The organism is Salmonella sp. 32020114201800008SM (genome assembly GCF_017572025.1).
In the GTDB taxonomy this organism is placed as follows: domain Bacteria; phylum Pseudomonadota; class Gammaproteobacteria; order Enterobacterales; family Enterobacteriaceae; genus Salmonella; species Salmonella enterica.
The window spans coordinates 403,889-415,919 of the sequence record NZ_JAGEQM010000003.1; the positions used below are offsets into that span (position 1 = coordinate 403,889).

The following is a 12,031-nucleotide window of genomic DNA, read 5'->3' on the forward strand; positions in this document are numbered from 1 at the left end:
CTTCGTTATTCGCAACTGGAACACGCACGCTATGAGTAAACCCATTGTGATGGAACGCGGTGTAAAATACCGCGATGCCGATAAGATGGCTCTTATCCCGGTTAAAAATGTGGTCACAGAGCGCGACGCTCTACTACGTAAACCGGAATGGATGAAAATAAAACTTCCGGCGGATTCTACCCGTATCCAGGGCATCAAAGCCGCAATGCGCAAAAATGGCCTGCATTCTGTCTGCGAGGAAGCGTCTTGCCCAAACCTGGCTGAATGTTTCAACCACGGTACCGCTACGTTTATGATCCTTGGCGCCATTTGCACTCGCCGCTGTCCGTTCTGTGATGTCGCCCATGGCCGCCCCGTTGCGCCGGATGCGGAAGAGCCGCAGAAACTGGCGCAAACGATCGCCGACATGGCGCTACGCTATGTGGTCATCACCTCTGTCGACCGTGACGATCTGCGTGACGGCGGTGCCCAGCATTTTGCTGACTGCATCACTGCCATCCGTGCCAAAAGCCCGGAGATAAAAATAGAGACGCTGGTGCCAGACTTCCGTGGACGTATGGATCGCGCGCTGGATATCCTTAACGCGACGCCGCCGGATGTGTTTAACCACAACCTGGAAAACGTGCCGCGTATTTACCGCCAGGTTCGTCCGGGCGCCGATTACAACTGGTCGCTGAAATTACTGGAACGCTTCAAAGAAGCGCACCCGGAAATTCCGACAAAATCGGGTCTGATGGTGGGCTTAGGCGAAACCAATGCGGAAATCATTGAGGTTATGCGCGACTTACGCCGTCACGGCGTTACCATGCTGACGCTTGGTCAGTATCTACAGCCAAGCCGCCATCACCTGCCGGTACAGCGTTATGTCAGCCCGGAAGAGTTTGACGAGATGAAAGCGGAAGCCCTGGCGATGGGCTTTACCCATGCCGCCTGTGGCCCCTTTGTACGTTCTTCGTACCATGCTGATCTCCAGGCCAAAGGCATGGAAGTGAAATGATCGTGTAATAGACGCTTACATTTCAGGCAAAAAAAACCGGCAACTCGCCGGTTTTTTTACTCTGCGGAGCAAGCGCATCGCGCTATTACTCTTTGTGCGAGAGTTTTTCAGCCTGAACGCTACCGTCGACGTCTTTCTTAACGCCCGCGTCTTCATCGTTCATTGCTTTCTTGAATCCTTTAATCGCCGTGCCCAGGTCTCCGCCCAGCGTACGTAACTTCTTGGTACCAAACAGCAGAACAACCAGTGCGGCAACCACCAGCAGTTTGGTAATACTAATCTCACCCATAGATACCTTCTTCACTAAAAACAGGCTGCGTAACGCGCCGGATTAACCTGAGAATATTAACGGTCTTTCGACGCGCGCACACAATAGCAATCTGTAACAAGGTGAATCAAGCTTTGCGTAAAAAAACATCATAATAATTGCGGTGGCGCAAATCGTCGTTGCTGCAAAAGAGGAAGTTGCTCCCGCACTTGGTCTATTCGTTCTCTGAATATTTCCGCGACGATCAGCGCCGGACGATCGGCTGCCGCGGCTATCGTTACCCCCAACGGATCGATAATACGACTTTGACCAATATTACGATTACCACACTCCCCGGCCGCAATCATATAGCAGGTGGAATCCAGCGCTCTCGCCGCCAGCAGCGTCGACCACTGCTGCTCTTTCAACGGGCCGCGAACCCAGCCCGTCGGCAGCGCCAATACGTCAGCCCCCTGTAAAGCCAGCGCTAACGCCATGTCCGGAAAGCGCAGGTCATAACAGGTCATAAGCCCCACCTTAACCCCCTCCACGTCCAGCACAGGCGCGATAACGGTTCCGGCATCAATACTTTGGGATTCTTGCATCGAAAACGCATCATAGAGATGCAGCTTCGCGTAACGTGCGACAATGTGACCCGCCCGTAGCGCCACCAGCATATTAACCGCCCGTCCGGGCGTTGACGGGACAAGGATAGTGAATATCGTCGTCATATTATTATGAGCGCTTTCTTCCTGAAGCCGCGTCATAAACGCGCCATCCAGCGGCTGCGCGGCGCGAATCGGCAGGTCAAGGTCGATGTCATCTCGCGCTAATATCCCCTCAGGCAACACCAGAAGCGATACGCCGCGGCCCGCCGCCTGAGCCATTAACGAAACGCAAACTTGCGCATTCTCTTCCCATACAGAACTCACCACAAACTGCCCGGCTGCAACGAACATATCCCCTCCCACACCTCTGTCAGGACTCGCCAATTATGCGTGTTCGGCGTTACACTCCTCTTGTATAGCAATTAAATAAAGGATTCGGCAGTGTTACAGCTTCTTTTAGCAGTTTTTATCGGCGGTGGAACGGGGAGCGTAGCCCGGTGGATGCTAAGTATGCGTTTTAATCCGCTTCATCAGGCGATTCCCATCGGTACGCTAACAGCAAATTTGCTTGGCGCGTTTATTATCGGCATGGGGTTCGCCTGGTTTAACCGCATGACACATATCGATCCGATGTGGAAAGTGCTCATCACAACCGGCTTTTGCGGCGGCCTGACGACCTTTTCTACTTTTTCTGCTGAAGTGGTATTCTTGCTGCAAGAGGGGCGCTTTGGCTGGGCGCTGCTGAATGTGCTGATTAACCTGTTGGGTTCGTTTGCCATGACGGCGCTGGCATTCTGGCTATTTTCCGCCGCAGCGGCGCGTTAAGCGCAAAAAAAACCCGCCGAAAGGGCGGGTTTTGAAATCTTGCTGTCGGACGTATGCTTACAGAGCAGTTACGTTTGCAGCGGAAGGGCCTTTGGCACCGTTAGTGATTTCGAACTCTACGCGCTGACCTTCAGCCAGAGTTTTAAAACCATTGGTCTGGATTGCAGAGAAGTGTACGAACACGTCTTTGCTGCCATCTTCCGGAGTAATGAAACCGAATCCTTTGGATTCATTAAACCACTTAACGTTACCTTTAATCTTAGACATCAAAATTACCTTTACATGAAAAATAGACACAAATGCTGTGTCGGATACCAGTACAACAATTGTGATGCATTTTGTCCAGTCGAACTTTGCGAAAAAGTGATAAATATCGCGTTAATTTTTAGCTAACTCTAGCTACTTATTGTTTTTTAAGACTTTTTAATTCACAACTGAAGCATGCCCTTCCCCATCAAAACTGGAAACGCATCCAGGCGAAATAGACGTTTCCGTTGTTATACGAACCCGGAATGTAGGTCATCTGAAAGGTAGCGGGACCATAGCCTATCGACGCTAAAGGCAACAGCACAGGGATGGGAATATAATTCCAGTTGTCGCGCGCGGTAACGCCTGCGGTAAAGCCCAGTCCCAGACGAAAATTATCGTCTTCCAGCGGTCGCCAGGTTTTTTCCCAGCCATAACCGCCTATGGGTTCCCATTTGTTAAATGAATCTTTAAAGGCCATCATATAGAGGCCATGCCAGTTGCCTTTGTCGTCCCAGCGCGACTGACCAAAACCAACGCCCCACGGCCGCTCGTTATAGCGATCCGTTTTCTCTTTATCGTAGGCAAAGCGCGCATGCCAGGTAATGGCGGGGACATACAAATCATAATGCTCAGGCTGTCGCCACGTTTCTGCGACGTTATCGGTAAACGTGTTAAACCACCCTTTATCCGCCGCAGAGACTGAAGGAATAGCCAGCCATGGCATAACAAGGAGAGCAATAATAAGAAAATACTTTCTGATGATCATCGCAACATACATACCGTTCAAAAATTCGACTGTGATAATAACAACATTAACCTGAATAAAATCTTAACAAACTATAAACAGAGAATAATCTGAGAGAGTATCGGGTTAACGGCGTTTGATTTAGCACTCAGAACCGTCACGCGCTCCTTAATAAGCTTTCACAAAAAACACAAAACAAAGCACAACAAATAAAACAATAAAATAACAATAAATTAATACTTATAGCGCTACAGAAAATTCGTATAAGCATATTTCATCTTTAGCGATGACATGAAAAAATAACCGCGCCGTGATTTTAATCAGTAAGGCGCCATCCTTTATTCGGTACATTTTTATACCACTTTTGTGGCTCTTATTTTTACTCTGGGTGTCGATAAGACAGGGGAAACAATGCTAACAGTTATAGAACTCCTTATCGGAGTCGTCGTTATTGTGGGTGTAGCGCGCTACATCATTAAGGGATATTCCGCCACTGGCGTTTTATTTGTCGGCGGTCTGGTTCTGCTTATTATCAGCGCGCTGATGGGGCATAAGGTATTACCTGCCAGCGAAACCAGTACCGGCTATACCGCAACAGATATTGTTGAATACATCAAAATTTTGCTTATGAGTCGCGGCGGCGATCTTGGCATGATGATCATGATGCTGTGCGGCTTTGCCGCCTATATGACGCATATCGGCGCGAATGATATGGTCGTGAAGCTGGCGTCGAAACCTTTACAGTACATAAACTCGCCCTACCTGTTGATGATTGCTGCCTATTTTGTCGCCTGCCTGATGTCGCTGGCCGTCTCTTCCGCGACGGGGCTTGGCGTACTGCTCATGGCTACTCTCTTCCCGGTGATGGTCAACGTCGGCATTAGCCGCGGCGCGGCGGCGGCTATTTGCGCCTCTCCGGCCGCCATTATCCTCTCGCCAACGTCTGGCGATGTGGTTTTAGCCGCAAAAGCGGCGGAGATGCCGTTAATCGATTTTGCGTTCAAAACCACGCTGCCGATTTCCATCGCCGCCATTATCGGTATGGCGATTGCGCATTTTTTCTGGCAACGCTATCTGGATAAAAAAGAGAACATTTCACATGAGATGCTGGACGTGGCGGAGATTACCACCACGGCCCCGGCGTTTTATGCCCTTTTGCCGTTCACGCCCATTATCGGCGTACTGATTTTTGACGGTAAATGGGGGCCGCAGTTGCACATTATTACCATTCTGGTGATCTGTATGCTGCTGGCCGCCGTGCTGGAATTCGTGCGCGGCTTCAACACGCAAAATGTGTTTTCCGGCCTGGAAGTGGCTTATCGCGGCATGGCGGATGCGTTTGCCGGCGTTGTGATGCTGCTGGTCGCGGCGGGCGTTTTCGCCCAGGGGCTGAGCACCATTGGCTTTATCCAAAGTCTGATCTCGATTGCCACTTCTTTTGGTTCCGCCAGCATTATTCTGATGCTGGTATTAGTGATTTTAACCATGCTGGCCGCGATGACCACCGGTTCAGGCAATGCGCCTTTTTACGCCTTTGTTGAGATGATCCCTAAACTGGCGCACTCCTCCGGTATCAACCCAGCCTATTTATCCATCCCAATGCTGCAAGCCTCAAACCTGGGGCGCACGATTTCGCCGGTCTCCGGCGTCGTGGTCGCTGTCGCCGGAATGGCTAAAATATCACCGTTTGAAGTGGTGAAGCGCACGTCCGTTCCGGTCATCGTCGGTCTGTTGATCGTCATTATCGCCACGGAAATTATGGTGCCAGGCGCCTCTTCCGCCGTTACTGGCGGCTGATAGCCGGTAAGCCGGGGCGAGGGAAAACATCGCCCCGGCATCTTAAACCAGGCTTAGCCGCCGTGGTAAATACGCTGCGGCCTGCCCACTTTGCCATGAATAATCTCTGCGACAATCAGGTGCCGACTCGCGCAATATTCCAGGTAGCGTCGGGATGTGGTGCGGCTTATCGTTAAGGCCTGCGCGACCGTTTCAGCCGTATGGCGTACGGTTGGATCGGCAAACAGCTTCATCACCGCATTAAGGGTTAAGGCATCAATACCTGTCGGCAAATCCCCTTTCGGTTCGCCGCGCGCATAGGCGTTGAACATTTCATCTATCTGCTTCTGGCTTGCGCTATCCGCGCTCGCCAGCATACGTCTGCGCTGTTGATAGCGGGTCAGCGTCTGCCCCAAACGCTCATAAGCAATAGGTTTGACCAGATAATCAAACGCGCCGCTGCGTACCGCTTCCGCTACCGTCTCCATGTCACTGGCGGCGGTCGTAAACACAACGCCGCCGGGATAGCGCGACTGCATTAATTCATGCAGCAGCGTAATCCCCTTCCCATCCGGCAGATAATTATCCAACAGAATTAATCCAGGTTTGAACCGGTCAATCATCATTCTCGCCTGCGCCAGATTGCCCGCCAGCCATATCTGCTTAAAGCCAGGAATATGGCGGATATATTCTGCGTGCATCTCCGCCAGCAGCGTTTCATCCTCAACGATCAATAGGGTTAATGGTTCTGTCATCGTTTTTTTTCACTTTCGGAAGGAATAAAGAAAATAAGGTGCCACAAGGATCATTGTCTTCCAGCGTAATGACCCCGCCACAGCGCCCCACATAACTTGCAATCAGATATAACCCGATACCATGCTCACCGGGTTCGTCGGTGCGGGTACTTACGCCCTGTTCAAAAATCTTTTCCCGCAGCGCTTCAGGAACGCCGCAGCCCTGGTCGGCGACCTCTATCACCACCTCGTCGCCCTCGTCGCTCAGGAAAAGTTCGATGGTATTGTCGCCTTCCTGTGTACGCAAACTCGCCTCAAACGCGTTATCCAGCAGATTCCCGACGATGGCGGCGAACTCCGTGCTATCCAGCCCCTCCGGCAGTTGATGTAGCTGGCTGCCGGGAACAATCACCATCTTGAGCCCCAGTTCACGCGCGCGCTGAACTTTGCCAAACAGCAAACCGGCCACCTGGCGATCGGCGAAGGCGCCGCGTAAACTATCAATAAGTTGCTGCTGCGCCTGCGACTCACCCTGCACCATCTCTCTGACCCGATCATACTCTTTCATTTGCAGCAGGCCGTTCAGAGTCGACATCCAGTTCAGGTGCTCATGGCGTAGCGTGCGCAGGCTCTCAACATACTGTTTAATCTGGGTTAGCTGCGCGTTCAACGTCGCGATTTCATCCTTGCTGCGAAAACTAATAATAGCGCCCAGCAGCTCCTCGCCGGAACGGATAGCCTCACGATTGGCGATGACGCTCAGGCCATTGAAGTTGGCCATCACGTCCTGGCGTCTTTCTGCGATCTGGCAGGTAAAAAAGTCTGCCGGATTGACGACTTCCGCTATCAGCTTGCCCAGCCACTGACGCCCCGGCGACGGCAGCCCCAACATTTTTCTCGCACTGCGGTTAATCGCGGTGATATGTCCCTCCGGATCAACGGCGATCAGCCCTTCATAAACCGAGCTAAACAACGCCTCCTGCTGGCGTACCACGCGCGCAATCTGTTTCGGCTCCATGCCCAGCATTTGTCGGCAGATATGCGCGGCGAAAAACCAGGAAAGCAGCATTAATACCACCAGCAACAGGACAAAAACCCCCGCCATCGGTAATAAGAAGTCCAGCCGCCAGGAGTCGATTTTACTGACCAGATAGCCAATTGAAACAACGCCGATCACGTTGCCTTTGTTGTCAAAGATAGGCGTTTTGGCGCGCATCGCCATCCCTATTGAGCCCTTACCGGTAATGAAATAACTTTCTCCTCTTTCCAGCGCGCCGGGTTTCGTAAACTGCATGGGATAGCCGATTTTTTCCGGATTCGGATGGTAAAGCCGGATCGAGTGGCGATCGCCTATCACCACATAGTCAAAATCCGTCCCGCGCTGCAGTTTATTCGCAATTATCGCCAGGCGTTTATAGTCCCGGCTTTTTACGGCAGCGATAATGCTGTCGTTAGAAGCAATAATTTTTGCCTGATTCATCGCCATATCACGAACATGGGACGCCAGATAATCTTCGAAACTGGCAGACAAATATTGTGCTAACGCTGCCACGATGAAAACAGAAACCACCAGAATGAGCAGAAAAATACGTAACGGAAACGCGAGTTGCCGAAAAAAAGGAAACAGCTTTTTATTTTTCTGACAGGACATTAAGGTTCCTTATGGGCATTTCTCTTCAGATTTATCGCAAATGTAATAAAAATGTTTTGAGTATCTTGAAGCATATAAAAACCAATCGTTACAGATTCCCCACATTAAATCAATTAAACAACTAAAACCCACCGCCGGAATGGCGATTAAATTAATTAAAAAACTTAAAACCATAAAACACTTAAAAACCATCTAACGCTTTGTGAAATAAATCAAAATTTACCACCAAAATACTCCTTACGATGTATACGTCAGAGAGAAAAATAAATAACTCGTCATAAAAATACTCCCACTCTGACTGAAAAGAAAAAGTTATCAAGTTGCAACACAGCGCAACATATACAGAAAAGTGGCAACAAGCATATCACCAGGATATTTCTTACTATGTTTGGCAATAATGTATTCACTCGGGTAAAACGCTCTGAAAATAAAAAAATGGCGGAGATCGCTCACTTTCTCAAAGAGAATGATTTAAGCGTCGATACCACTGTAGAAGTGTTTATTACCGTCAGCCGTGATGACCGTCTTATTGCCTGCGGCGGTATTGCCGGAAATATCATTAAATGCGTGGCCATTAGCGAATCAGTACGCGGCGAAGGCTTAGCGTTAACGCTGGCGACGGAATTGATTAATCTCGCCTGGGAACGGCACTGCACCCATCTTTTTATTTATACCAAAACGGAATACGAAGCGCTGTTTAAACAGTGCAGCTTTTCGACGATAGCCAGCGTCCCTGGCGTGATGGTCTTAATGGAAAATAGCGCGACCCGGTTGAAACGGTATGCGGAATCGCTGGCGACATTGCGTCATGAGGGAAAGAAAATTGGCTGTATTGTGATGAACGCCAATCCTTTCACGAACGGCCATCGCTATCTGATCCAACAGGCGGCGGCACAGTGCGACTGGCTGCATCTGTTCCTGGTCAAAGAAGATACGTCACGCTTTCCCTATGAAGACCGACTCGATCTGGTCCTTAAAGGGACTACCGATATCCCGCGCTTAACCGTTCACCGCGGCTCCGAATACATTATTTCTCGTGCGACGTTCCCCTGCTATTTCATTAAAGAGCAGAGCGTCATTAATCACTGTTATACCGAAATCGACCTGAAGATTTTCCGCCAGTATCTGGCGCCCGCGCTTGGCATCACACACCGCTTTGTCGGTACGGAGCCGTTTTGCACCGTTACCGCCCAGTACAACCTTGATATGCGTTTCTGGCTGGAGACGCCAACGCTTCCCGCCCCACCCATTACGCTGGTGGAAATAGAGCGGCTTTGCTTCCAGGAGACGCCGATATCCGCCTCCTGGGTACGCAAGCTGCTGGTTAAACACGATCTCACGGCTATCGCGCCGCTGGTTCCCGACGCCACCCTGCGCTATTTGCAGGGCATGGTCGAACGCCATCCGGGCAGCGCGGCAGCCCGTCAAAAGTCCCCCGTATTAGCAACAGGTGAAAAATGAAAATAAACCAGCTAGCCGTCGCAGGCACGCTTGAGTCCGGCGATGTGATGATACGCATTGCGCCGCTCGATACGCAGGATATTGACCTGCAAATCAACAGTAGCGTTGAAAAACAGTTTGGCGAGGCCATTCGCGCCACCATCCTGGAGGTGCTTTCTCGCTACGACGTGCGCGGCGTACAACTGAACGTCGATGATAAAGGCGCTCTGGACTGCATTTTGCGCGCCCGACTGGAAACGCTACTGGCGCGCGCCAGCGGTATTGCCGCTCTGCCCTGGGAGGATCGCCAATGATTTCCGCCTCTCTGCAACAACGTAAAACCCGCACCCGCCGCAGTATGTTATTCGTACCGGGCGCCAACGCGGCGATGGTGAGCAATTCGTTTATCTACCCGGCCGACGCGCTGATGTTCGACCTGGAAGACTCCGTTGCATTACGCGAAAAAGATGCGGCGCGCCGTCTGGTATATCACGCGCTGCAACACCCGCTTTACCGTGACGTCGAAACCATTGTCCGCGTGAATGCGCTGGATTCCGAATGGGGCGTCAACGATCTGGAAGCGGTCGTGCGCGGCGGCGCGGACGTGGTGCGTTTACCGAAAACCGACACCGCGCAGGACGTCATTGATATCGAAAACGAAATTCTGCGCATTGAAAACGCCTGCGGTCGCGAACCGGGCAGTACCGGCCTATTAGCTGCCGTGGAATCGCCGCTGGGTATTACCCGCGCGGTAGAAATCGCCCACGCCTCTGAACGGTTGATCGGGATTGCGCTGGGCGCGGAAGACTATGTTCGCAACCTGCGCACCGAACGCTCTCCGGAAGGCACCGAACTGCTGTTCGCCCGCTGCGCCATTTTGCAGGCCGCGCGTTCCGCCGGCATTCAGGCCTTCGATACCGTCTATTCCGACGCCAACAACGAAGCCGGTTTCCTGCAAGAAGCCGCCCACATTAAACAGTTGGGCTTTGACGGTAAGTCACTGATCAACCCCCGCCAGATAGAACTGCTGCACAACCTTTATGCGCCGACGCGTAAAGAGGTCGCCCATGCGCGTCTGGTCGTTGAGGCCGCAGAAGCCGCCGCCCGCGAAGGTCTCGGCGTCGTTTCCCTTAACGGCAAGATGGTCGACAGCCCGGTGATTGAACGCGCCCGTCTGGTGCTCTCCCGTGCAGAACTTTCCGGTATTCGCGAAGAATAAGGCAAAAAAATGACGCAGAAAAATGAATCTCAACGCCAGGATCGCGTAGCCGCCTGGAGCCGTCACGCTGAAAGCGAACTGAGCGCTTACCAAAGTGCGGCAAAATTGGATCTACAAGCGCAAAAACCGCGCGACCACAAACTGTGCGCCAGCCTGGAAGAGGCCATCCGCCGTTCCGGTTTACGCGACGGCATGACGGTCTCCTTTCACCACGCGTTTCGCGGCGGCGATCTGACGATTAACCTGGTGATGGAAACCATCGCGAAGATGGGCTTCAAAAATCTGACCCTGGCCTCCAGCTCGCTGAGCGACTGCCACGCGCCGCTGGTTGAACACATTCGTAACGGGGTGGTCAGCCGCATCTACACGTCAGGCCTGCGCGGCCCGCTGGCGGAAGAAATTTCTCGCGGCCTGCTGGCTGAGCCGGTTCAGATTCACTCCCACGGCGGTCGTGTGCATCTGGTACAAAGCGGCGAACTCAATATTGATGTTGCGTTTCTTGGCGTGCCCTCCTGCGATGAATTCGGTAATGCTAACGGTTATACCGGCAAAGCCTGTTGCGGTTCACTGGGCTACGCGATGGTGGATGCCGACAGCGCGAAGCAGGTCGTGATGCTGACGGAGCAACTGCTGCCGTATCCGCATAACCCGGCAAGCATCGCTCAGGATCAGGTTGATCTGATCGTGCAAATCGAAGAAGTCGGTGATGCAAACAAAATCGGCGCTGGCGCGACCCGCATGACCACTAATCCGCGTGAACTGCTGATCGCCCGCAGCGCGGCGGAAGTCATTGCTCACTCCGGCTACTTCAACGAAGGTTTCTCCCTACAAACCGGCACCGGCGGCGCATCGCTGGCGGTCACCCGCTTCCTGGAAGACAAAATGCGTAGCCGCAACATTGTGGCTAATTTCGCGCTGGGCGGTATCACCGCCACCATGGTCGACCTGCATGAAAAGGGCTTAATCCGCAAACTGCTTGACGTTCAGAGCTTCGATCGTAACGCTGCGCAATCTTTGGCCCGCAACCCGAACCATATCGAAATCAGCGCTAACCAGTACGCCAACTGGGGCTCTAAAGGCGCTTCCGTCGACCGTCTGGACGTGGTGGTACTGAGCGCGCTGGAAGTAGACACTCACTTCAATGTTAACGTGCTGACCGGCTCCGACGGCGTTCTACGCGGCGCGTCCGGCGGTCACTGCGATACCGCCGTCGCGGCGGCGCTGTCCATCATCGTCGCGCCGCTGGTACGCGGTCGCATCCCAACGCTGGTTGATAACGTCACCACCTGCGTCACACCGGGCTCCAGCGTCGACATTCTGGTCACCGATCACGGTATCGCCGTCAATCCGGCGCGTCCGGAGCTGGCTGAACGCCTGAAAGCAGCGGGAATGAAAGTGGTATCGATTGAGTGGCTGCGCGAACGCGCGCAACTGCTTACCGGTCAGCCCCGCCCTATCGAATTCACCGACCGCGTGATTGCTGTCGTGCGTTATCGCGACGGTTCAGTGATCGATGTGGTGCATCAGGTGAAGGAATAAG

13 protein-coding genes are annotated in these 12,031 nt (G+C 52.5%); 7 read left to right on the top strand and 6 right to left on the bottom strand.

From position 1 onward, the window contains the following. Positions 1-31 precede the first annotated feature (31 nt). On the top strand, positions 32-997 hold the full coding sequence (gene lipA, locus J4613_RS11285) for a lipoyl synthase (RefSeq protein WP_000042640.1): 966 nt from the start codon (positions 32-34) through the stop codon (positions 995-997). Between the two features lie 85 nt (positions 998-1,082). Here lipA and tatE read toward each other — a convergent pair whose 3' ends face one another. After that, positions 1,083-1,286: a twin-arginine translocase subunit TatE gene (tatE, locus tag J4613_RS11290; protein WP_000503938.1), complete on the bottom strand. Its 204-nt coding sequence runs from the start codon at positions 1,284-1,286 to the stop codon at positions 1,083-1,085. A gap of 128 nt (positions 1,287-1,414) precedes the next feature. Then, a complete protein-coding gene (locus J4613_RS11295) occupies positions 1,415-2,203 on the bottom strand; it encodes a deaminated glutathione amidase (RefSeq protein WP_000495781.1) in 789 nt (262 codons plus the stop codon). A gap of 90 nt (positions 2,204-2,293) precedes the next feature. On the opposite strand from J4613_RS11295, the gene crcB reads away from it, so the two are divergent. After that, positions 2,294-2,677: a fluoride efflux transporter CrcB gene (gene crcB / locus J4613_RS11300; RefSeq protein WP_000939753.1), complete on the top strand. Its 384-nt coding sequence runs from the start codon at positions 2,294-2,296 to the stop codon at positions 2,675-2,677. Between the two features lie 57 nt (positions 2,678-2,734). On the opposite strand, the gene cspE is transcribed toward crcB, so the two are convergent. Together cspE and pagP are read right to left on the bottom strand one after the other, a co-directional pair. Continuing rightward, positions 2,735-2,944: a transcription antiterminator/RNA stability regulator CspE gene (gene cspE / locus J4613_RS11305; RefSeq protein ID WP_000034826.1), complete on the bottom strand. Its 210-nt coding sequence runs from the start codon at positions 2,942-2,944 to the stop codon at positions 2,735-2,737. 187 nt (positions 2,945-3,131) lie between these two features. Continuing rightward, the gene (gene pagP / locus J4613_RS11310) at positions 3,132-3,704 is read right to left on the bottom strand and encodes a lipid IV(A) palmitoyltransferase PagP (RefSeq protein WP_000289055.1); all 573 of its coding nucleotides are present in this window, start codon (positions 3,702-3,704) and stop codon (positions 3,132-3,134) included. Between the two features lie 378 nt (positions 3,705-4,082). On the opposite strand from pagP, the gene dcuC reads away from it, so the two are divergent. Continuing rightward, positions 4,083-5,468 carry an anaerobic C4-dicarboxylate transporter DcuC gene (gene dcuC / locus J4613_RS11315; protein ID WP_000958619.1) on the top strand — a complete coding sequence of 462 codons (1,386 nt, stop codon included), beginning with the start codon at positions 4,083-4,085 and terminating at the stop codon, positions 5,466-5,468. 53 nt (positions 5,469-5,521) lie between these two features. On the opposite strand, the gene dpiA is transcribed toward dcuC, so the two are convergent. Both dpiA and dpiB read right to left on the bottom strand, forming a co-directional pair. Then, positions 5,522-6,202, bottom strand: a complete 681-nt coding sequence (gene dpiA / locus J4613_RS11320) for a two-component response regulator DpiA (protein ID WP_000138779.1) — start codon at positions 6,200-6,202, stop codon at positions 5,522-5,524. Further along, complete coding sequence (dpiB, locus tag J4613_RS11325; RefSeq protein ID WP_111742408.1) at positions 6,171-7,832, bottom strand: sensor histidine kinase DpiB; 1,662 nt, start codon at positions 7,830-7,832, stop codon at positions 6,171-6,173. The genes dpiA and dpiB overlap by 32 nt, the downstream gene beginning before the upstream one ends. A 384-nt stretch (positions 7,833-8,216) precedes the next feature. Between dpiB and citC the strand changes: the two genes are divergently transcribed. Genes citC through citF form a run of 4 tightly spaced genes read left to right on the top strand, consistent with a single transcriptional unit; the run spans position 8,217 to position 12,030 of the window. Further along, a complete protein-coding gene (citC, locus tag J4613_RS11330; protein ID WP_000467874.1) occupies positions 8,217-9,293 on the top strand; it encodes a [citrate (pro-3S)-lyase] ligase in 1,077 nt (358 codons plus the stop codon). Next, on the top strand, positions 9,290-9,586 hold the full coding sequence (gene citD / locus J4613_RS11335; protein WP_000700679.1) for a citrate lyase acyl carrier protein: 297 nt from the start codon (positions 9,290-9,292) through the stop codon (positions 9,584-9,586). The genes citC and citD overlap by 4 nt, the downstream gene beginning before the upstream one ends. Beyond that, the gene (gene citE / locus J4613_RS11340) at positions 9,583-10,491 is read left to right on the top strand and encodes a citrate (pro-3S)-lyase subunit beta (protein WP_000622342.1); all 909 of its coding nucleotides are present in this window, start codon (positions 9,583-9,585) and stop codon (positions 10,489-10,491) included. The genes citD and citE overlap by 4 nt, the downstream gene beginning before the upstream one ends. A 9-nt stretch (positions 10,492-10,500) precedes the next feature. Beyond that, positions 10,501-12,030, top strand: a complete 1,530-nt coding sequence (gene citF / locus J4613_RS11345; protein WP_000192334.1) for a citrate lyase subunit alpha — start codon at positions 10,501-10,503, stop codon at positions 12,028-12,030. Position 12,031 lies beyond the last annotated feature (1 nt).

Excerpts from the sequence above, each read along its gene's own strand:
- lipA (WP_000042640.1), top strand. The coding sequence starts at position 32 with ATGAGTAAACCCATTGTGATGGAACGCGGTGTAAAATACCGCGATGCC.
- tatE (WP_000503938.1), bottom strand. The coding sequence starts at position 1,286 with ATGGGTGAGATTAGTATTACCAAACTGCTGGTGGTTGCCGCACTGGTT.
- J4613_RS11295 (WP_000495781.1), bottom strand. The coding sequence starts at position 2,203 with ATGTTCGTTGCAGCCGGGCAGTTTGTGGTGAGTTCTGTATGGGAAGAG.
- cspE (WP_000034826.1), bottom strand. The coding sequence starts at position 2,944 with ATGTCTAAGATTAAAGGTAACGTTAAGTGGTTTAATGAATCCAAAGGA.
- pagP (WP_000289055.1), bottom strand. The coding sequence starts at position 3,704 with ATGTATGTTGCGATGATCATCAGAAAGTATTTTCTTATTATTGCTCTC.
- dcuC (WP_000958619.1), top strand. The coding sequence starts at position 4,083 with ATGCTAACAGTTATAGAACTCCTTATCGGAGTCGTCGTTATTGTGGGT.
- dpiA (WP_000138779.1), bottom strand. The coding sequence starts at position 6,202 with ATGACAGAACCATTAACCCTATTGATCGTTGAGGATGAAACGCTGCTG.
- dpiB (WP_111742408.1), bottom strand. The coding sequence starts at position 7,832 with ATGTCCTGTCAGAAAAATAAAAAGCTGTTTCCTTTTTTTCGGCAACTC.
- citC (WP_000467874.1), top strand. The coding sequence starts at position 8,217 with ATGTTTGGCAATAATGTATTCACTCGGGTAAAACGCTCTGAAAATAAA.
- citD (WP_000700679.1), top strand. The coding sequence starts at position 9,290 with ATGAAAATAAACCAGCTAGCCGTCGCAGGCACGCTTGAGTCCGGCGAT.
- citE (WP_000622342.1), top strand. The coding sequence starts at position 9,583 with ATGATTTCCGCCTCTCTGCAACAACGTAAAACCCGCACCCGCCGCAGT.
- citF (WP_000192334.1), top strand. The coding sequence starts at position 10,501 with ATGACGCAGAAAAATGAATCTCAACGCCAGGATCGCGTAGCCGCCTGG.